The sequence below is a fragment of the Planomicrobium sp. YIM 101495 genome (assembly GCF_009707665.1).
In the GTDB taxonomy this organism is placed as follows: domain Bacteria; phylum Bacillota; class Bacilli; order Bacillales_A; family Planococcaceae; genus Planococcus.
In genome coordinates this window covers 1,060,912-1,082,263 of sequence record NZ_WLZW01000001.1, presented here as the reverse complement: position 1 = coordinate 1,082,263, position 21,352 = coordinate 1,060,912, and the positions used below count along the sequence as shown (strand labels likewise).

Annotated in this window: 20 protein-coding genes and 1 pseudogene; 18 read left to right on the top strand and 3 right to left on the bottom strand. The window is 48.6% G+C overall.

All coding sequences use genetic code 11. The features are described from left to right. Positions 1-87: 87 nt before the first annotated feature. The gene (locus tag GIW82_RS05455) at positions 88-723 is read right to left on the bottom strand and encodes a YigZ family protein (protein ID WP_154748863.1); all 636 of its coding nucleotides are present in this window, start codon (positions 721-723) and stop codon (positions 88-90) included. 160 nt (positions 724-883) lie between these two features. Here GIW82_RS05455 and GIW82_RS05450 point away from each other — a divergent pair, with 160 nt between their 5' ends. The 18 genes and pseudogenes from GIW82_RS05450 to GIW82_RS05365 all read left to right on the top strand — a co-directional run bounded on the left by GIW82_RS05450 (position 884) and on the right by GIW82_RS05365 (position 20,188). Continuing rightward, positions 884-2,029, top strand: a complete 1,146-nt coding sequence (locus tag GIW82_RS05450) for a sensor histidine kinase (protein WP_154748862.1) — start codon at positions 884-886, stop codon at positions 2,027-2,029. A gap of 22 nt (positions 2,030-2,051) precedes the next feature. Continuing rightward, positions 2,052-2,726, top strand: a complete 675-nt coding sequence (locus GIW82_RS05445; protein ID WP_154748861.1) for a response regulator — start codon at positions 2,052-2,054, stop codon at positions 2,724-2,726. Positions 2,727-2,861: 135 nt separating this feature from the next. Continuing rightward, the gene (locus tag GIW82_RS05440) at positions 2,862-3,422 is read left to right on the top strand and encodes a nuclear transport factor 2 family protein (RefSeq protein ID WP_154748860.1); all 561 of its coding nucleotides are present in this window, start codon (positions 2,862-2,864) and stop codon (positions 3,420-3,422) included. A 147-nt stretch (positions 3,423-3,569) separates the two neighbouring features. Then, positions 3,570-4,409: a DegV family protein gene (locus GIW82_RS05435; protein WP_154748859.1), complete on the top strand. Its 840-nt coding sequence runs from the start codon at positions 3,570-3,572 to the stop codon at positions 4,407-4,409. 45 nt (positions 4,410-4,454) lie between these two features. Further along, complete coding sequence (locus GIW82_RS05430; protein ID WP_154748858.1) at positions 4,455-5,786, top strand: ATP-dependent helicase ComFA; 1,332 nt, start codon at positions 4,455-4,457, stop codon at positions 5,784-5,786. After that, on the top strand, positions 5,783-6,445 hold the full coding sequence (locus tag GIW82_RS05425) for a ComF family protein (protein WP_154748857.1): 663 nt from the start codon (positions 5,783-5,785) through the stop codon (positions 6,443-6,445). Before GIW82_RS05430 ends, GIW82_RS05425 begins: the two co-directional genes overlap by 4 nt. Positions 6,446-6,613: 168 nt before the next feature. Then, positions 6,614-7,177, top strand: coding sequence for a ribosome hibernation-promoting factor, HPF/YfiA family (gene hpf, locus GIW82_RS05420; protein ID WP_154748856.1), 564 nt, complete (start codon positions 6,614-6,616; stop codon positions 7,175-7,177). A 217-nt stretch (positions 7,178-7,394) separates the two neighbouring features. After that, a complete protein-coding gene (gene secA / locus GIW82_RS05415) occupies positions 7,395-9,908 on the top strand; it encodes a preprotein translocase subunit SecA (RefSeq protein WP_154748855.1) in 2,514 nt (837 codons plus the stop codon). Positions 9,909-9,966: 58 nt separating this feature from the next. Beyond that, positions 9,967-11,068, top strand: a protein-coding gene (prfB, locus tag GIW82_RS05410; protein ID WP_154749614.1) for a peptide chain release factor 2 whose coding sequence is annotated in 2 segments (ribosomal slippage) — positions 9,967-10,038 and positions 10,040-11,068 — 1,101 coding nt in all. Because the reading frame shifts where the segments join, the coding sequence is not laid out codon by codon here. A gap of 182 nt (positions 11,069-11,250) precedes the next feature. Then, positions 11,251-12,126: a YitT family protein gene (locus GIW82_RS05405; RefSeq protein WP_154749613.1), complete on the top strand. Its 876-nt coding sequence runs from the start codon at positions 11,251-11,253 to the stop codon at positions 12,124-12,126. A gap of 53 nt (positions 12,127-12,179) precedes the next feature. Then, complete coding sequence (cccB, locus tag GIW82_RS05400; RefSeq protein ID WP_154748854.1) at positions 12,180-12,521, top strand: cytochrome c551; 342 nt, start codon at positions 12,180-12,182, stop codon at positions 12,519-12,521. Between the two features lie 274 nt (positions 12,522-12,795). Beyond that, positions 12,796-13,482, top strand: coding sequence for a cell division ATP-binding protein FtsE (gene ftsE / locus GIW82_RS05395; protein ID WP_154748853.1), 687 nt, complete (start codon positions 12,796-12,798; stop codon positions 13,480-13,482). Further along, positions 13,472-14,356, top strand: a complete 885-nt coding sequence (gene ftsX, locus GIW82_RS05390; RefSeq protein ID WP_154748852.1) for a permease-like cell division protein FtsX — start codon at positions 13,472-13,474, stop codon at positions 14,354-14,356. Before ftsE ends, ftsX begins: the two co-directional genes overlap by 11 nt. A 51-nt stretch (positions 14,357-14,407) precedes the next feature. Beyond that, entirely contained in the window at positions 14,408-15,766 is a 1,359-nt protein-coding gene (locus tag GIW82_RS05385) for a murein hydrolase activator EnvC family protein (RefSeq protein ID WP_154748851.1), read from the top strand. A gap of 1,286 nt (positions 15,767-17,052) precedes the next feature. Beyond that, a complete protein-coding gene (locus tag GIW82_RS05380; RefSeq protein WP_154748850.1) occupies positions 17,053-17,640 on the top strand; it encodes a TlpA family protein disulfide reductase in 588 nt (195 codons plus the stop codon). A gap of 12 nt (positions 17,641-17,652) precedes the next feature. Further along, positions 17,653-18,677 (top strand): annotated as a pseudogene (locus GIW82_RS05375) (trans-sulfuration enzyme family protein). Between the two features lie 86 nt (positions 18,678-18,763). Further along, positions 18,764-19,921, top strand: a complete 1,158-nt coding sequence (locus GIW82_RS05370) for a PDZ domain-containing protein (RefSeq protein WP_370456014.1) — start codon at positions 18,764-18,766, stop codon at positions 19,919-19,921. A 12-nt stretch (positions 19,922-19,933) separates the two neighbouring features. Next, the gene (locus tag GIW82_RS05365) at positions 19,934-20,188 is read left to right on the top strand and encodes a CsbA family protein (RefSeq protein WP_370456013.1); all 255 of its coding nucleotides are present in this window, start codon (positions 19,934-19,936) and stop codon (positions 20,186-20,188) included. Between the two features lie 78 nt (positions 20,189-20,266). Here the strand turns inward: GIW82_RS05365 and GIW82_RS05360 are convergent, their stop codons facing one another. Further along, the gene (locus tag GIW82_RS05360) at positions 20,267-20,572 is read right to left on the bottom strand and encodes an AzlD domain-containing protein (protein ID WP_154748849.1); all 306 of its coding nucleotides are present in this window, start codon (positions 20,570-20,572) and stop codon (positions 20,267-20,269) included. Further along, the gene (locus GIW82_RS05355; protein ID WP_154748848.1) at positions 20,572-21,264 is read right to left on the bottom strand and encodes an AzlC family ABC transporter permease; all 693 of its coding nucleotides are present in this window, start codon (positions 21,262-21,264) and stop codon (positions 20,572-20,574) included. Before GIW82_RS05355 ends, GIW82_RS05360 begins: the two co-directional genes overlap by 1 nt. Positions 21,265-21,352: the final 88 nt, after the last annotated feature.

Genomic DNA, 21,352 nt, shown 5'->3' with positions numbered 1-21,352 from the left:
AGTTCATTCCTGCTGATCGTCATATTGCTCCATTGTTCTATCCATTATACAGGGAATATTCAAGAACGTAAATGAAAATGACATGGCTCAAGAGAATGGGAATTCAAGAAATTCCGATTGTGTATTTTTGATTACTGCTTGACCATTCGTCATTTCCATCATCCAGTCGGTGAATGAGCTTTCGTTTTCGACCGGGACGTGGAGGAACAAGTCGACGCCGTCCGTATATACAATCTCGTGAAGCGGGTATTCGGACTGGCGCACTTCATTCTCGACCTTGCCAAGCCACGTGTAATCGATGGAAATCTTCATTAGATGATGAAGTCTCCTTTCGACAATGCCGGCAGCATCCAGCGCAATCGTCGCTCCTTTTCCATAAGCCCGGATCAGCCCGCCACCCCCTAGCTTGATGCCGCCGTAATAACGGGTGACGACGATGACGGTATCTTTCAATCCTTGTTTCTTCAGGACTTCCAATATCGGGACGCCAGCCGTTCCACTTGGCTCCCCGTCGTCATTGGCTTTTTGGATTGAATCATGTTCCCCGATCAGATAAGCGGAGCAATTGTGCGTAGCGGATTTATGCAGCTGTTTTATCTCATCTATGAAGGCGATCGCTTCAGCTTCCGTTTCCGCCCGCTTCGCATAACCGATGAAGCGCGACTTCTGGATCGTCATTTCCGCTTCGCCGAAGCTGCCTGCCGTTCTGTAATTTTCTCGCATTTTTGAACCTCCTGGTGTAAAATGTAATCAGATAATTTGTAATATGCTTTTAACCTGTGCGTCTGCAGATAATGTTATACTTGAAAGCGTCGGAACAGGGATTAAGGTGCAAGCTTTTTACATCTTAACTTAAGTTAAACATAGCTAAGGCGGTTTTGAAATGGCTAAACAGCATGATCTGAATGAGCTTGAATCCATCTGGGAAGATTTGCTTGCGAAAATGGAAGGGACCAAACAGGAAATCTTCACAATCAGTGAACGAAGCCGTCGCGATTACGAGAATCTGAAAAACCAGCTGGAGGACATCCGTCTGACGGCGAACAGGATTATCGACCAGAGCGAGGGATTGGAAGACCGAATGCGTGCTGCCAGAAGACGTCTTGCAGAAGTGACCAATTCGTTCAGCCTGTTTTCGGAAGATGAAGTGCGCGAAGCGTATGAACAGGCGAACCGACTGCAACAAACGCTGTCAGCGAATCGTCTGGAAGAGAAGGCGAGCCGGAAGAAAAGGGAAGAATTGCAAAGTCGGCTGCAAAATTTGCTTCACACGATCGAACGTGCAGAGCATTTCGTGAATCAAGTGAATGTCGCTTCGAACTTCTTTTCGACAGATGCGGACCGGTTGGATGATTCGATCGGCAAAGTGAATCGGAATCAGGGGTACAGCTTGCAGATTATCGCTGCACAAGAGGAAGAACGAAAACACCTTTCCCGCGAAATACACGATGGACCGGCACAGATGATGGCGAATGTTTTGCTGCGCTCCGATTTGATTGAACGTACATATCGCCAAAAAGGTCCTGAGCCTGCTTTTCAGGAAATCAAATCACTGAAGGAAAGTGTGCGGGAAGCACTGACGGAAGTGAGAAGGATCATTTATGATTTAAGACCGATGGCGTTGGACGATCTTGGTCTAGTGCCGACGTTGGTCAAATACTTGGATACGATCGAAGAATACAATTCCGGTACGGAAATTTCGTTCGTCTCGTCGGGGCAGGAGTTCCGACTGCCGAACGCTTACGAAACGACGATCTTCCGGCTCGTGCAGGAGTCTGTTACGAATGCGCTCCGGCACGGCAAAGCAAAGAAGATCGAGGTCGTCATCGAATGGCAGGAAGCCAGCGTCATCATCACTGTAGAGGATGACGGCGCTGGCTTTGACAAGAGCATGGTGAAAGACCAGTCGTTCGGATTAAGAGGGATGCAGGAGAGGATCGATCTCGTGTCAGGGTTGTTTGAACTGACATCGTCTCCAGGAAATGGCACAACATTGAAATTCACCATACCTTGCAACAAGGATAGTTGAGATAGCTGAGGAGGACGGTATTATGACAAGAATCATTATTGTAGATGACCATCAACTTTTCCGGGAGGGCGTGAAGCGTATCCTGGACTTCGAGGACTCGTTCGAAGTGATCGCGGAAGGCGGGGACGGCACAGAAGTCATCGAGCTATACGAAGAGCACCAGCCGGATGTCGTCCTGATGGACATTAACATGCCACAAAAAAATGGTGTAGAAGCTACGGGTGAATTGCTGGAGAAGTTCCCGGACGCCAAAGTCATCATTCTGTCTATCCATGATGACGAATCATATGTCACGCATGCCTTGAAAACAGGAGCTCTCGGCTATATGCTGAAAGAAATGGATGCAGAGGCGATCATCCAAGCGATCAAAGTCGTGGCGAAGGGCGGCTCATACTTGCACCCGAAAGTCACACGGAACCTTGTGAAGGAATTCCGCAGATTGAGCGAGCGTGAAAACAAAGGCTCGTTCCACCAGACGGAAATCCGTCGCCCGTATCACTTATTGACAAAACGCGAAAGCGAAGTTCTTCAATTATTAACAGACGGACAAAGCAACCGGGTCATCGGTGAAACATTGTTCATATCGGAAAAAACAGTCAAAAACCATGTGTCCAGCATCTTGCAGAAAATGCAAGTGAATGACCGCACACAAGCTGTCGTGACAGCAATCAAGAATGGCTGGGTTGAAGTACGCTAATTCCATTAGTATCGACATGCGGAGCTGCTTGACATGGCTCCGCATTTTTTAGTGGAAAAAAAGGGGGGGTGTTCACCCTTTCGTCATTTGATTAAAGGGGCTCGTCTATGGCAAAATGGGCTTGGAGGCGTTGATATGAAAAAATGGTTAGTGGCTGCAGGTCTTGCCGCGTTGCTCGCGGGCTGTTCGGCAGACGAAGAATCACAGACAAACAGCAATTCCGCGGATGACGGCAATTCATCGAATGAAAATAATGCTATCAACCATAGTATGGAAAACGATACGGTCGGTTTCGTCATGGATGATGAAGGCAATACACAACAAGCGGATGTCCCTGAACAGGAAGCGGAAGAAATCCTCGCTGCTTTTAATGAATATATCGCTGCATTCAACTCCGAAGATCTGGAAAGATACGGAGAAGTGCTTTCGGAAAATCCGGAAAGCTTCGATAAGGAAGAGGATCTCATAGCGTTGGAGAAAGCATTCGAAACTTACACGACGGTGTACGAGACAGCGGATGAGACCATCGTGAAATACGAAGAGGGCCGTGCTGAAGTCTTTGCGAATATCACGGTTTCGACTGAAGAGAAATCGACAGGAAGAAGCGTCGAGCAAGGCGGCAGGCAAGTCGTCGTCTTCCACGAGGAAGATGGAAAGTGGAAAGTGACGAGCCTTCACTTCATCGGCAATTCATAAATTTCAGCAACTAAAAAAATGGCAAGAGGCGGAGGAAACCAAGTTGGTTTCCCCGCCTTTTTCCAGTTTGGAAATCTTTAAGCACTTCCTGATTACCTATAGGTAATTAAGCGTTTCTTTGGTAAACTGTAAATGGAGGCTGATACGATGAAAACAGCAATTGTAACGGACAGTACTTCCTATTTGTCCGCAGAACACCGAAAAGAAAAGAACATCCAGATGATTCCGCTACAAGTGACATTCGGCGGCCACCAGTCGTTCAAAGAAGAGATGGAATTGACGATGGATGAATTTTATAAAAAGGCGAAAACCGAACTTCCGAAAACTTCCCAGCCATCGCTCGGCGAATTTAAAGAACTATACAGCCAACTGGCGGAAGAAGTGGATGACATCATTTCCATCCATTTATCAAGCGGCATCAGCGGCACTTATGCTGGGGCGATCCAAGCCGGGGAAATGATCGAGAACGCTAACGTCCACGTATTCGATACGGAAGTATCTTGTGCCATTCAAGGCTTTTTTGTCACGAAAGCAGCTGATATGGCGAATGCAGGCGAGTCAGCGGCAGTGATTCTCGAAGAGCTTGAGCGGATGAAGAAGACGATGCGTGCTTACTTCATGGTAGAAGACTTGAAGCATTTGCAGCGCGGCGGGCGTCTATCAGGCGCACAGGCACTGGTGGGCGGACTGCTCCAGATCAAGCCGATCCTTCATTTCGAAGAGAAAGTGATCGTTCCGTTCGAAAAGATCCGAACGCGGAAAAAAGCGATGGCGCGTATCTCCGGTTTGCTGAAGGAAGATGCGGATAAAGGCTTGCCACTCCGTGCGACGATTATTCACGCGAACCAGCGGGAAGAAGCGGAAGCATGGTTAGCCGAATTGGAACAATCATGTCCGAATGTGGAATTCGATATTTCCTATTTCGGTCCGGTAATCGGAACACATCTTGGGGAAGGATCGATGGGGCTTGGTTGGGTTGTCAAATAACCCGCAAGCCTTGTCGCTTTTTCTTATATGGAAAGGGTGAAGTGCATGTCCGACCTCGAACAATTTCTACGCGGCCGCATCTGGCTGCGCGAACACACGCCATTTCCGAAAGAACAGGTCGATGCAGCGATCGCAAATGGTGACATCACCATCAAACAAGGCATCTCAACCGACAAGCAATGTATGCGGTGCCTGGAACAATCCCCTTTAAAAATAATCCCCTTTGATTGCGCGAAATGTGAAGCAACATGCTATTACTGTAGACAGTGTCTTCAAATGCGAAGAATCTCATCTTGTACCGAACTGCTCGTCTGGCGGAACCCTTCAAGCTGGCAGCCAGCACTCCCTTCATTCGATTGGCAAGGCAAACTCACTGATAAGCAGAAGCGGGCATCCGAAGAAGTCGCGGAGAGCATCGCACTTCGCCGTCCGCATCTCGTCTATGCAGTTTGCGGCGCCGGCAAAACTGAATTACTATTCCCTGGCATTCACGAAGCTCTCCAAAAAGGGCAGCGTGTTTGTTTAGCTGCACCACGAACTGACGTCGTTCTTGAACTGTCGCCGAGACTGCGGGCAGCTTTCCCGGCGACCGTCACGCACACGTTGTACGGCGGTTCTCCGGAACAAGAAGGATTAGCACAGCTCGTCATCGCCACGACCCACCAGCTTTACCGGTTCGAAGAAGCTTTCGATGTGGTGATTGTGGATGAAGCGGATGCGTTCCCGTATACAGTGGATCCCGCATTGGCCTGTGCCGTCGAGAAGGCGCGGAAGCCCGGTGCTCCGATCATCTACGTTTCTGCGACACCGACGAAAAGACTTTTGAAAACCATTCCGAACCGCTCGGAGATTTTTTCACGGTATCACGGCTTCCCGTTGCCTGTCCCGGTTTACCGGCCACTGTGGGGTTATAAGAAACAGCTGGCAGCGGGAAAAGTGCCGGAGAAGCTGAAGAAGTGGCTTCAGGAAAAAGTGAACGCGGGAGAGCCGTTTCTTCTTTTTCTCCCGACCATTCAATTGATCGACGAAACGGTTCAGCTTTTCAAAGAAGTCGTACCGGGAATTGAAGCGGTCCACGCGGAAGATCCTGGACGGAAAGAAAAAGTGATGCAATTACGTGAACAGAAAGTGCCCGGACTCGTCTGTTCGACCATTCTAGAACGGGGGATTACAATTGCAAATGTCCAAATCGCTATTGTCGGTGCAGATGAAGCGCTGTTCGATCATGCTGCACTCATCCAGATATCCGGTCGTGCCGGTCGTTCAGCTGATTTCCCCGATGGAGAGGTCGTGTTTTTCCATAATGGAATTTCCCTCGAGATGGACCGGGCACGGCAGTTAATCCGTTCTTATAACAAAGGAGGTGATCGGCGATGAACTGCCTTCTATGCGACTTGCCGCTTTCGCAAATCCCATCATGGCGCGGACTGTTCTTGAATGAGCTGCCACAAACGATCTGCATTGGCTGCAGGAAAGGTTTCGAGCTGATCGGAGGAGACGTATGCCGGTATTGCAGCCGGGCGGGCATAGATATGTGTGAGGAATGTGTGCAGTGGGAGAAGACCGCTTACGCTGGCTGCATCACAAGTGGGAAATGTCTTTTTACGTATAATAAGGCCATGCAGGATTATATTTATCAGTTCAAGTTTCTGCAGGATGTTGTGCTCGCGCGTGTGTTCGCACCGGAGTTGCATGAGCTGTTGAAAAGACGAAAAGGCACTGCAGTCGTACCGATTCCCCTCCATCCGGAGCGCTTGAAGAACCGGACATTCGCCCAAGTGGAGGCATTGTTGCATGAAGCGCGCATTCCGTTTCAAACATTACTGGAAAAGACCGAAGCGGTGCAAGGGCAGAAGTCACGGGAGCAGCGACTTACTGCGGAACGCTTGTTTTCGTGGAACGGCCAGCCGGTGCCGAAACGGATTGTTTTGGTCGATGATCTGTATACGACCGGAACAACGATGCGGCACGCGGCGAAAGTATTGAAGGACGCCGGAGCGGAATCGGTCGAACTGCTTTCCTTGGTCCGCAGCTGAAAGAAGCGGGAAACATTGTGAGCGCTTACTTTTCAGGAAGGGGAAAGCGTGAGATCAGTTCGTCAAGCCACTTTCCTTAAAATAATTTACGTTTTAAGAAGGACTTTCGAGGGAAGATATAGAAATACTACACTAAGCACCACCAGCATAAATGAAGGAGGAGTTTACATGCTGCAATTCAATATCAGAGGCGAAAATTTCGAGGTAACTCCAGCAATCAGAGAGCATGTGGAGAAGAAAGTCGAGAAAATCGAGCGGTACTTCACAAATGGTACAAACTCCACAGCGATGGTGAATCTGAAAAAATTAAACAACAGTCAAGTCAAAGTGGAAATAACGATTCCAATGAAAAATTTAACACTTCGTGCTGAAGAAGAAAACGATGACTTATACGTTGCAATCGATATGATCGTTTCTAAATTGGAACGTCAGATCAGAAAATATAAAACGAGGGTCAACCGGAAATTCCGTGACCGGGATGGCATGGGGCTCGCATTCGCAGCTGCTGAGAGTACAACGGCAACAAATGGCGCAGCCGCTGAAGAAGAGGATGACTTGAAGATCGTCCGCACGAAGCAATTCGACTTGAAGCCGATGGACGAGGAAGAGGCGGTTCTGCAGATGAACTTGTTGGGACACAGTTTCTTCATCTTCACGGATGCTGAATCGAACGGCACAAGCATCGTCTACAAACGGAAAGACGGCTCTTACGGTCTGATCGAAACATCCTAATACGAAACAGGCGGAGACAACTATCTCCGCCTGTTTTTGCGTTCGAAAAGAGTCGGTTCAATCCCGTTGTCTGCTTGCATATCGCGGTTCTGATGTTTGCAGCACAGCTGCTGCAGTGTTAAAATAAAAGGAAGTTTTTAATTTTGTTTTACGTATCGGCATCTTTAGAGGAAATTGATTCGCCAAGAAGGCGAATATCAACAGGGAGCGGTTGTATATGCTTGGAGTTATCAATAAAGTGTTTGATCCAAATAAAAAAGATTTGAAACGACTGGAAAAGAAAGCGGACAAGGTCGAAGCGTTGGCAGCAGACTATGCAGCACTGTCCGATGATGCACTAAAAGCGAAAACAGTGGAATTCATGGAGCGCTACGAAAAAGGCGAAACCCTCGACCAACTCATGACAGAAGCGTTTGCGACTGTCCGTGAAGCATCGAAGCGCGTCCTTGGAATGTATCCGTTCCGCGTGCAGTTGATGGGTGCGGCTTCACTTCATGAAGGGAATATTTCCGAGATGAAGACCGGGGAAGGGAAAACATTGACTTCCACGCTCGCAGTCTATTTGAATGCCTTGACGAAGAAAGGCGTACATGTCGTAACGGTCAACGAATACTTGGCGAGCCGTGATGCGGAAGAGATGGGCGAGCTCTTTGAATGGCTCGGCTTGACGGTCGGTTTGAATATCAATAGCTTGACGAAAGACGAGAAGCGCGAAGCATATGCGGCAGACGTCACGTACAGCACGAACAACGAACTCGGCTTCGATTACTTGCGCGATAATATGGTTCTTTACAAGCACGATATGGTCCAGCGGCCACTGCACTATGCAGTGATCGATGAAGTCGACTCCATCCTCATCGATGAAGCACGGACACCGCTAATCATTTCCGGGCAAGCGGCAAAAGCGGCCCAGCTTTACAAACAAGCGAATGCGTTCACGCGCATCTTGAGCAAAGATGTCGATTTCCTATACGATGAATCGACGAAAGGCGTGACGTTGACGGAAGAAGGGATCGAGAAAGTCGAGAAGGCATTCAGCATCGACAACTTGTTCGACCTTAGCCATGTCCGTTTGAACCACGCGATCAACCAAGCGTTGAAAGCACACGTTTCCATGCACAAAGATGTGGACTACGTCGTCCAGGACGAAGAAGTCATCATCGTCGACCAATTCACAGGCCGCCTCATGAAAGGCCGCCGTTACTCGGATGGCTTGCACCAGGCGATCGAAGCGAAAGAAGGTCTCGAGATCCAGAACGAATCGATGACCATGGCGACGATCACGTTCCAGAACTTCTTCCGGATGTACGACAAGCTTGCTGGTATGACTGGTACGGCGAAGACCGAGGAAGAAGAATTCCGTAACATCTACAACATGAACGTCATCGTCATCCCGACAAACAAACCAATTGTCCGCGATGATCGTGTCGATTTGATTTATGCCTCGATTGCAGGAAAATATAAGGCGGTCGCAGAAGATATCATCGAACGCCATAAAGTCGGCCAGCCGGTTCTTGTCGGGACGGTCGCAATCGAAACATCCGAAATCATTTCGGATTTCCTCCGCAAGAATGGCATTCCGCATTCCGTTTTGAACGCGAAAAACCACGAAAGTGAAGCGGAGATCATTTTGAATGCCGGTCAAAAAGGTGCTGTCACAATCGCTACCAACATGGCGGGACGAGGGACGGACATTAAGCTTGGTGAAGGTGTACTCGATGTCGGTGGTCTAGCGGTCATCGGTACGGAACGCCATGAATCACGCCGCATCGATAACCAGCTGCGTGGACGTGCCGGTCGCCAAGGGGACGTCGGGGTCACCCAGTTCTACTTGTCATTGGAAGATGATTTGATGCGCAGATTCGGTTCGGACAACATGCGCAACATGATGGGCAAGCTCGGAATGGACGATTCACAGCCATTGCAGTCGAAGATCGTCACACGTTCTGTGGAATCCGCACAGAAACGTGTGGAAGGAAACAACTTCGATGCACGTAAACGTCTCCTGCAATATGATGATGTGCTTCGCCAACAGCGTGAAGTCATCTACAAAGAGCGGATGGAAGTCCTTGAGACGGACAACATGCGAGCATTGGTCGAGAACATGATCAACGCTTCGATCGAGCGGATGGTCCAAACGCACACGATGGAAGAGAAGCAGGAGCAGTGGCTACTGAAATCACTTGCTGATACGATTGCTGCGAACTTGCTGCCGGAGAATACGATCACCGAGCAAGATCTCGCAGGCAAATCTCAGGAAGAACTGATTGCCTTCATCAAGGAAGAAGTATATAAACAGTACGATCAGAAGGAAGAGGAAATGACAGCCGAGCGCATGCGTGAGTTCGAGAAAGTCGTCCTTCTCCGTTCGATCGATACGAAATGGATCGACCATATCGATGCGATGGAGCAGTTGCGTCAAGGAATCCACTTGCGTGCATATGGCCAGACAGACCCGCTTCGTGAATACCAGAACGAAGGATTCGCGATGTTCGAGTCGATGGTCGAAGCGATCGAGGAAGACGTAGCGAAATATGCAATGAAAGCGGAAATCCGCAACAATCTCCAGCGCGAAGAAGTGGCGAAAGGACAAGCAGTCAACCCGAAAGAAGAAGGGGCTGCTCAGCCGAAGAAAACACCGGTCCGTAAAGAAATGGAAGTCGGCCGCAATCAATTGTGCCCTTGCGGCAGCGGCAAAAAATTCAAAAACTGTCATGGCGCCAGCGCCTAATGCACGTCTACCGGGGAGTATGGACTCCCCGGTATCATTTTGAGGAGGAACTTATATGATGGAATTAGCAGAAATCCGCAACGAGCTCGACAAATCAGCCAAGAAACTGGCGGACTTCAGGGGGTCTCTTTGACTTAGAAAACAAAGAGATGCGTATTCAGGAATTGGATGAAAGAATGCTCGACCCCGAATTTTGGAATGACCAAGATGCAGCACAAGTGGTCATTTCGGAATTAAACGGCTTAAAAGACATCGTCAACACTTACAGAGGATTCGAAGATTCCCAGGAAAACATGGAAATGACCTTGGAATTGCTGAAAGAAGAGATGGATGATGAGCTGTTCGAAGAATTAGGGGAAGAAGTGACAAGCCACAAACAGGAACTGAGCGATTTTGAGCTGCAGATGCTCCTCAGTGAGCCTTATGATAAAAACAATGCGATTGTCGAATTGCATTCAGGTGCAGGTGGTACGGAATCACAGGACTGGTGCTCGATGCTCTTGCGCATGTATACGCGCTGGGCTGAGAAGCGCGGCTTTAAAGTGGAGACGCTTGATTACCTTGCCGGCGACGAAGCAGGCGTCAAATCCGTCACACTTGCCATCAAAGGCCATAACGCGTACGGTTATCTGAAAGCGGAAAAAGGCGTTCACCGCCTCGTCCGTATTTCCCCGTTCGATTCATCAGGCCGCCGTCACACTTCTTTTGCATCTTGTGAAGTCATGCCGGAATTCACTGGCGACATCGAAATCGAAGTGCGGAACGAAGATCTGAAAATCGATACGTACCGTGCGAGTGGTGCCGGCGGTCAGCACATCAACACGACTGACTCGGCAGTCCGGATTACACACATTCCGACAGGCGCTGTCGTGACGTGCCAGCAGGAGCGTTCACAAATCAAAAACCGCGACAAAGCGATGCAGATGTTGAAAGCGAAATTGTATGCGCTGAAAATCGAAGAACAAGAGAAAGAATTGCTGGAAATCCGCGGCGAACAAAAAGAAATCGGCTGGGGAAGCCAGATCCGTTCGTATGTTTTCCATCCGTACTCGATGGTCAAAGATCACCGGACGAATTACGAAACCGGTAACCTAAGTGCAGTCATGGATGGCGACATCGAGGGCTTCATCAATTCCTTGCTGCGCTCGAAATTGCAATAACTAAAGCCACACACCACCGATCTTAAGAGACGGCGAAAAAATCGAAACTGATTTTTTCGCCGTTTTTGCGTCCCCAAGCTTTGTGAAACGAGTACTTTATCTTGATGAAGTTCCAAACCGCTGGCGGTTTTGTTATACTCTGAAAGGGTTTTGGAGTTTTAGCAGAAACGGGGAATTGAATGATGGCAAAGAAAAAGAATCAGCGCAACCGCAAGCCAGTGAATCCGAAGGCTACGCTGTTCAAAGATTATATAAGCGTATTGGCAGGAGCGGCGATTGTCGCTATTTCCTTTAACGTATTTTTACTTCCGAACGAAGTCGCGTCTGGAGGCGTCAGCGGGATTTCAACAATCCTATACGGCGTATTCGGCTGGACGCCGGCATTTGTCCAGTGGGCATTCAACATTCCGTTGTTCATCTCGGGTGTCATCTTGCTCGGCAGGCAATTCGGCATCAAGACAGCGGTGGGGACGATCTTCCTGCCACTGGTCGTCTTCTTGACGGCTGGTTGGGAACCGTGGACGACCAATCCATTGCTAGGTGCATTGTTCGGCGGAATCATGGTCGGGCTCGGGCTCGGCATCGTCTTCCGTGGAAAAGCATCTACGGGCGGAACGGACTTGGCCGCACAGATCATTACGAAGTATACGGGATTGACACTCGGGACAAGCGTAGCACTGATCGACGGGCTGATTGTTCTTGCCGCGGCAATCGTGTTCGATATCGAAAAAGGACTTTATGCGTTGTTGAGTTTATATGTGACGACAAAAGCGATCGACCTTGTCCAAGTCGGATTCGGCCGATCGAAGCTTGTCTATATCATCACGAATCACCAAATTGCAATCCGAGATGCGATTTTCGATCACATCGACCGAGGTGTCACACAATTGCCAGCGACAGGCGGTTATACGGATACGGAAAAACCGATTTTGATGGTGGTGGTCCACCAGACCGAGTTCACTCAGTTGAAGGAACTGGTGAAGACTATCGATCCCGCGGCATTCGTAATCGTTTCGGACGCTTCGGAAGTACTTGGCGAAGGTTTCAAAAATGCGTAACTGTGGTATAGTTTCAGTATGTTGAAATAAAGTCATTGAAGGAGTCGAGGACAATGAAAAAGCGATGGTTGGCAGTTCTATTCGGCAGTATGTTAGTGTTAGGGGCTTGTGGCGGGGATGACGACACAGCAGATGCACCTGCAGACGACACAGGCTCGACAACGGATGAAGCATCAGTAGATCCGGAGCAAGTGGTACAGCAAAACTGTATTTCCTGCCACGGTGAAAACTTGGAAGGCACAGGAAATTTCCCTGCTTTGAACGATGTTGGATCCAGAATGTCAGAGGAAGAAATCCTTGATGTCATCGTGAACGGCCAAGGCGCTATGCCTGCCGGTATCATCGACGGAGAAGAAGCGGAAGCAGTAGCAGCTTACTTAGCTTCCATGCAGTAAGGAACGAAACCGGCCCAACAGCCGGTTTTTTTTTGCACAAAAGTATATGAAACATCACGAAAAGTATGTTCAGTCTTTAAAGATGCTTCCATATTACGAGATGACAATTATGAAAATTTATTAGGCCTTAAGAACCATGAATATTTCAAGCTGCACATTGAATTGATACATAACTGTAATACTAACGGGGATTTAAGATGTTATAATGAATCTGCTAGATTTTTTGAGAGACGGCATCTAAGAATGAACTAGAATAAACATAGGTGGTTACCAAATGATTCAAATGAAAAATGTCTACAAAAAGTATCCGAACGGCATTGTGGCACTCAACGGACTTGATGTTGAGATCGACCAGGGCGAGTTCGTATACATAGTAGGACCAAGTGGAGCCGGCAAGTCGACGTTCATCAAGATGATGTACCGAGAAGAGCGGCCGACATCTGGTCAAATGCTTGTTGATGGTGTGGATATCACTACACTGAAAAACAAACATGTACCCATGTTGCGTCGGAATATCGGCGTGGTATTTCAAGATTTTAAATTACTGCCAAGACTGAATGTATATGAAAACGTAGCTTTTGCTCTTGAAGTGATCGAGGAATCCCCGGATTCGATCCGGAAGAAGGTCATCGATACACTGGATTTGGTCGGATTGAAACAAAAAGCGCGCATGTTCCCGAATGAATTGTCCGGCGGGGAACAGCAGCGCGTTTCCATCGCACGTTCGATCGTCAACACACCGAAAGTGGTGATTGCCGATGAGCCTACTGGAAACTTGGACCCGGATACGTCTTGGGACATCATGCGTCTATTCGAAGAAATCAACAACCGCGGAACGACGATCATCATGGCGACCCACAACCGGGAAATCGTCAATACGATCAGACATCGCGTCATCGCAATCGAAGGCGGACTTATCGTCCGTGACGTAGCCGGAGGTGATTACGGCTATGAAGGCTAGAACAATGTTCCGCCACTTTAAAGACAGCATGCGCAGTCTCAGCCGTAACGGTTGGATGACATTCGCATCCGTCAGTGCAGTGACAGTCACTTTACTATTAGTCGGTGTATTCGTTCTCATCATGATGAACTTGAACAAAGTTGCTGACGATCTTGAGAACGATGTTGAAATGAAAGTGTTCATCTCTCTTGCGACAGAGCAGGAGCAGCTGGGACAGATAGAGACAACAATCGGAGATTTGCCCGGTGTTGATGAAGTCACTTTCTCTACGAAAGAAGAGGAATTGACTGATCTCATCCTCGATTTCGGAGATGAGCTGAGCTTATTCGAACAAAGCAATCCGTTGTTCGATGTCTTCTACGTGCGAGCGACAGAACCTCAGCAGACAGAGCAAGTTGCAGCGCAAATAGCTGAATTGGAAAATGTCGAAGATGTTAAATACGGTGAAGGAAAAATACAGCGGTTATTCACTGTCCTGAACACAGGACGTAACGTTGGATTAGTGCTGATCTTGGCGCTCCTCTTCACTGCGATGTTCCTTATTTCCAATACGATCCGAATCACGATCGTCGCAAGACGACATGAAATTGAAATTATGAAACTCGTTGGTGCTACAAACTGGTTTGTCCGTATTCCTTTCATTCTTGAGGGGATGTGGCTAGGGATCCTAGGTTCGATCATTCCGATCGCATCGGTCACCCTGCTCTATTATAATATCGACAACTATCTCCAACCGAGACTGAGCGGCCAGATTTTTGAATTGCTGCCATTTACACCGCTTGTTTATCAAGTGGGAGGGCTCATCCTGTTGATGGGTGTGTTTATCGGAATTTGGGGCAGTTTTATGTCCATCCGTAAATTCCTGCGCGTTTAATGCGCGAAAGTAAAAGAGATAACAGGAGTGCTGAAAGGGGAAAGTTTTTTGATGAAGAAATGGATGTTGACTGGACTTTCGACTGTATTAGCTGTGTCAATCATGGCACCGGCAGCAGGAGCTAATACATTGAACGAACTGGAACAAAAACAACAACAGATCGAGCAAGAGAAAAATGAACTCAATTCAGGGATCAATGAGAAAAAAGAAGCCATTTCGACGAATGCTTCGAAATTAGAGCAAATCATGGCGAAGATTACCGAATTGGATGATCAAATTAATGAAACACAAGGCAAAATCACTGAAGTTGAAGGCGAAATCGAGCAGACAAAAGTCGAAATCGCAGCTTTGAAACAGTCTATCGAAGAACTGGAAAAGAAAATCGCTGAACGCGATCAATTGCTCCAGGACCGTGCACGTGCAATTCAATTGAGCGGCGGATCTGTCGATTACATCGATGTTTTACTTGGGGCAAACAGCTTCATCGATTTCATCGACCGCTTCTCGGCAGTCAACACATTGATTGAGGCTGACCGCGAAATCATGCGTGAACAGGCAATCGATAAAGAGTTGCTGGCGAAACAGAAGAAACAAGTTGAAACAAAACTTGCTGATCAAGAAGCGCGTCAGGCAGAATTACTTAACCTGAAAGCATCCCTTGACAGCCAGAAGAATGAACAAGCTTCACTTGTCAGCCAATTACAGGCAGAGCAGTCACGTCTAGCGAATGAGAAGAGCAGCCTTGAAAGCAATTACCAAGAAGCCCTGGAAATTAGCTCGGATTTGGAAAAACAAATTTCTGCAGAGCAAGCACGCCTGGCAGAAGTGGCAAGAAAAGCTGAAGAAGAGCGTCAACGCAAGTTGGCAGCTGAACGGAAAGCAGCAGAAGAAGCAGAAGCGAAAGCTGCTCAGCAAAAGGCGGCACAATCACAGTCTTCATCACAGCCAGCATCAAAACCGAGTTACGAAGCTCCACCAGCGGTTTCAGCACCTGCTAATTCCGGCGGTTTTATCCGTCCGGCATCAGGGCGTCTGAGCTCGAACTATGGCGGACGGAACATCGGCTCTGGTCATGAAAACCACTTCGGAATCGATATCGCTGCACCGACAGGTACGCCAATCATGGCAGCGGCGTCCGGTTATGTTTCTTATGCAGGACCGATGGGTACTTACGGAAATGTCATCATGGTGACGCACTCGATCAATGGACAGACACATACGACTGTTTATGCACACTTGAGTGCAATCAGCGTGTCGGTTAACCAGTCAGTATCACAAGGCCAACGCATCGGATCAATGGGAAGCACGGGACGTTCTACTGGTCCTCACCTTCACTTCGAAATCCATATTGGCACATGGAACGGTTCACGTTCGAATGCTGTAAATCCGATCGGTTACATCGGTGGATAAGCAATGAGATATAGAAGCCACACCAAAAGCGACGCGCGCTTTTGGTGTGGCTTTTGTTTTTGTAGGAAAGGGAAGTCGGGTGTCGTGTGGGAATCCGCTTCGTCGCTTCGGACAGGGCTCCCGGAAGAAGCCGAGCTGAAGAACGCTCGTCTCCTTCCTCCGCCCAGTCCAAACCAGCCACTTCGCTTTGTGTTGTGGGAGAAGTAGAGGTAAGGTGCAATTTTCATTTCGTTCTATTGTTGATGTTGAGTTAAATGTTCGGGCGGCTGACTGCGTAGGCCGCTTGGGTTCTGACTGTGGTGTGTGGAAAAGTGAGAGTGGGTGTCGCGTGGGAATCCGCTTCGTCGCTTCGGACAGGGCTCCGGGAAGAAGCCAAGCTGAGGAACGCTCGTCTCCTTCCTCCGCCCAGTCCAAACCAGCCACTTCGCTTTGTGTTGTGGGAGAAGTGGAGGTAAGGTGCAATTTTCATTTCGTTTTACTGTTGGTGTCGAGATAAATGTTGGGGCGGCTGACTGCGTAGGCCGCTGAGATTCTAATTTGGTGTGTGAAAAAATGGGGAAGGGTACCGCGTAGAAATCCGCTGCGTCGCTTCGCCCAGTCCAAACTATCTCCTCCACTGAGGGTGTGGGAGAACTGGGGATGAGATGCAATTTTCATTTCATTCTATCGCTGGTGTTGTGATAAATGTCTGGGCGGCTGACTGCGTAGGCCGCTGGGGTTCTGATTTTGAAGAAGGAAAAGTGAGTGGGAGATACCAATTTTTCTCGGGTTACGACTTTGCCAGCTTGAGGTACGACATGCATCATTGACTTGCTCATTTTCAAGCGTGAAAAAACTGAGTCGCGATTAGAATGTGTTGAGTCGCGATTAAATTCTGTGAGTCGCGACTAAATCCTGAATCAGTACGAAAATTGAAATTTCCATCTACCACTCGATACCTTCTGTGAAAATTCGACGCTGGCTGCTACGCTTTGATCATCCAAATCACTAGCATTCTCCCCCCTCTCTCTTTATCGAACGAGCTGATCCGGAATGGAAGAGCGAGCACGTTGGAGGGGGAAAGCTAAGACGAGACCCCGCAGCAACCGAGGAGGCTCGGCTCAGCGCCTCTAACGTGAGAAGCTCTGGAATGCAGGTCAGCCGGTCTCTAATTATGTCATTTCCCATGGGAAGCAAACTACGAGAGACTCCTAATATCCATCTCTCCCCGTTTGTTCACCAATTTGCAACGGCATGCAGGTGGCGTGGGAAGGGCGTTTTGTCGTATGATGGGTGGAGGAACGGAGATGAGGAACGTGGTCAAAAAAAGTTTAGGTCTGCTGCTTCTGGCGGTCCTGATTACTGTTGTAATTGTGGGAGTCGTCCAAAGCAATCTATCCAAAACTGAGCAGATCAATGATTTCCGGCTCGGTACGGAAGTGGATTTCCTGCCGACTGAAGAAGGACTCGGCATCGGCCAGGTCGCGCCTGATTTCGAGCTGACGACAATAGATGGAGAAGTAATCAGATTATCGGATTACCGTGGGAAAAAAGTATTTTTGAACTTCTGGACTTCTTGGTGTCCGCCGTGCCGTGCAGAAATGCCGATCATGCAGAATTATCATGAGAATGATGCAGAAGCGAACAATATGGAGATCATCGCAGTCAATTTGACATCGAAGGATAATGGAATGCGTGCGATCAAGGAGTTTGTCGAGGAGTTCGGATTGACGATGACGATGCCGTTGGATACGGAAGGCACAGTCGAGAAGACATACCAGAGCATCGCGATCCCGACTTCGTACACGATTGATACGGAAGGACGCGTACAGAAGAAAATTGTCGGACCGTTGAACAAGGAATTGATACAGGAACAGATGGACAAACTGGATTAAGGGGCTAGGATCATGAAATCGATGCAAACAAAGACTGTACATACGGCTTCGATGAAAGAACGTGCGATTCAACCGAAGGTGATGCCGATTTATCAGACTTCCGCTTTTGTATTCGATTCGTTGGAAGAACTGGAAGGCTATTATGAAAATAAAGGCACTTACTTATACAGTCGCACGGCAAATCCGAATACGGACGCGCTTGGTGAAACGGTCGCAGTATTAGAGAGGGTACCGGCTGGAGCTGCGGCATCTTCTGGCATGTCTGCGATCCTAGCGGGAGCTGTAGCGGTTTGGCATCGCTGTCCATTTTTCTGATTTTACCGATCATGAAAAGATGGAAGGGATGTTGGAAGAGTTCCCGGATATTCGGCTACTCGTCAGTGAATCCATCACGAATCCATTCTTGCGGGTGGAAGCTATCGCTGAGCTTGTAGCATTCAAGCAGCGTCAAGATATCAAGCTGTTGATTGATAATACCTTTGCGACGCCTTATACGATGCAGCCGTTTTTTGGAAGGTGCAGATCTTGTCGTACATAGCGCAACCAAATATTTAGGCAGCCACAGTGATGTGACGGCTGGTGTAATTGTTGGTGGTGAAGGGCTGCTGGCGGTTGCAAAATCCCGGATCGTCAATATGGGCATGAACTTGAGTCCATTTGAGGTGTGGCTAGCGCTTCGTGGCATTAAGACACTTTCGCTTCGGATGAAGAAACAGACGGAAAGTGCCGGGAAAGTAGCGGCTTACTTGGAAAGCCGGACAAGGATCTGGTCTTCGGGGATGGGCGCGATCGTGACGTTCGAAATTCCTGAGGGAGTCGATGTCTCGACGTTTTACCGATTGCTCGGCTGGATCAAAATCGTCCCGACACTAGCTGGTGTCGAAACGACGGTTTCCTATCCATACGGAACGTCTCATCGGGAATTACCGGCAGAGGATAAGAAGCGGCTCGGCATTACAAAGCGCCTTGTGCGGATGTCGATCGGCATCGAAGCAGCTGAAGATATTATCGAAGAGCTGAAAAACGCACTCCGATAAAATAAAAACTGCTCGAGCTTCATCTTCTTTGGTACAATAATAAGAAACATGATTCGCTTTTTGAATGAATGGACGGTGATTAGTCAGTGGTTTCAGATTTGTTTTTCGATATTGTACGGTTTTTCTTGAATCCGGTTTTCTATATCGCGATTGCGGCAGCAATCGTGCTCGGATATGTGCGCGTTAAACGCGAGCGCAAGATGTTCCGCTCGCGCATTGTTTGGGGCTGGACTGAACTGGTCGATCTGCTGAGAAACACGCTGCTCATCAGTCTTCTCCTTTCAGTAGTAATGGCGGGCATCGGCCTCACAGTTCCAATGGAATGGCTGATTGCCTTGACAGCAATCAGTTTCGTGATGGTTCTATCCGGGTGGTATCAGATGGGCTCGTTCGTCTATCTTTCAGCGGCAGCGGTTGCGCTCGGATGGTTGTTCCGCCGCTTTGGCTGGGACATCAACGTCGGACCAATCGCTTACGAAGGGTTATATATCAATTGGGAATGGCTTTTGCCGGTCGCACTTTTGACAGCAGGCTTGCTTGTAGCTGAAGGCATCCTCATCAAAAAACAAGGAGCACCCCGATCTTCGCCGCGCCTTGAAAAATCCGCACGTGGTTTGACAGCAGCAAGCTTTGAAACGAAAAGGCTCTGGCTCCTGCCGATTTTACTCGTCGTCCCAGGTGACTTGATCGCTTCATCGACGCCGTACTGGCCACAGCTAACAATCGGCGAAACGGCATTTTCGTTCATTCTGTTCCCGTTCATCATCGGCTTCGGGAACCGTACACGGAAAACATTGCCGTTATACTTTTATCCGGCTTTAGGGAAATCGATTCTTTCACTAGGTATTGCTGTCCTTATCCTGGCGCTTATCTCATTCGCGTGGGAACCGATGGCGCTAATCGCGATCGGCATCGCCGCTCTGGGCCGTTTCGGCTTGATGATCCGCAGTATTTTGCGTGAGCGAGGCGGACTGCACGCAGCAGCGCCTCAAGCGCAAGGCGTCATGATCTTGGATGTGTTGCCGAAATCGCCTGCTGAGAAAATGGGTTTGCTGCGCGGGGAAGTCATTCGTAAGATCAATGGATTGACAGTGTCGAATGAAACTGAATTATATGAAGCGATCCAAGTGAATGCTGCACATTGCCGTCTGGAAGTGCTTGACCACCAAGGCGAAGTAAGGTTGCGGCAGCATGTCATATTCCGGCATGACCACCACCGGCTCGGGTTGATCGTTCTTGGATAAGGAGTGGAAATAGTGGAATCTTTATTGACGAAGTTCATCCTGTCGTTTTTTGTGCCTGGCTTACTGGTCGTCTTGTTCACCCGTGTGACGTTCCATAACGTCGTTGCACTGGTCTTGACGGTTGCACTGATTGCCGCGGCTGTCTATGCAGGATATACACAGACCTGGCTCTTGTATGTTGTCAATGCAGCGTCGCTGACAGCCGGATTCTGGTATTCGACTCGGATGATCCAAAAGCAGAGAGCAGCAGAAACTGATAAAGAGTAAAATATGTTTAGATGAATGAAGAAATGGAAAAAGCTATGGAACGGCCGAATGCGCCGATTCATAGCTTTTTATTATTACTCAGAAAAATACGCTATACACTGCAAGGACCGCGATGGAGCCGAGGACGACGAACATAACGTTTGCACCGAGCAAAGCGATTCCGACTGCCGCTGCGGCTCCGATGATGCCGAACCAAATATCTTCCTGAATGAAAAGGACAGCAGGGAAGATCAAAGCGCCAAGAACTGCGAACGGGATGTTCCGCAGGACGTTTTGAACTGCTTCTGGCAGTTCCCGACCTTCAAGAAATGTCAGTGGGATGGCACGCGGCAAATACGTGACGATGGCCATGCCGGCGATCATCCACCAATACCAAGCTTCCATTACGCTTTCCCCCTTTTCGATGAGATGATTTCAATGAAGATGGCAGAAGCGAGTGTGGAGACAAGAATCGCCCAGCCGGTTGACAGCAGACCTGTAAAATAGAAGAAAGAATTGATGATTGCTGCGATGAGTGCGAGACTCAAGACTTTCCGGTTCCCTTTAACGGACGGGATCAAGAGCCCGATGAACATCGCGTAAAGCGCGATGGACATAGCTGCCTGCAAGAATGCAGGCAGGTTGGCACCGATCAAGTGGCCGACCGCAGTGAAGACGACCCAGCTGGCATAAGCGATGATGATGACACCTGCTGCATATACCGTTTTCAATTTGCCGCCTTTTTGTGTAGCGAGCACCGTGAACGACTCATCTGTAATGCCGAACGCGTAAATGGCTTTCTTCCATTTGGCGTCCGGCTGCATCTTTTCATTGAGTGAAGCCGTCATGAGGAAGTGACGGATGTTGACAATGAATGTATTGATGACGATGAGGAGTGGAGAGACTCCAGCTGTCAGGAGTGACAGCGTGATGTACTGGGCAGCGCCTGCGTAGACGAAAATACTCATCGCAGTTGCTTCTAATAAGGAGAGCCCAGCCGTCTTTGCGAGCAGGCCGAATGTCAATGCGACCGGGAAGTATCCAATTGCGATACTGGAGCCTGCTTTCAATCCGGATATGAAACTGCGGTTTTCCAAAATTTTCTCTCCTCGTTCTATAGTATTTCTTTTTCAAAAGCTGAAAAAGAGTGTAAAGTAATAACTAGAGCATAGCACAAAAGCTTTG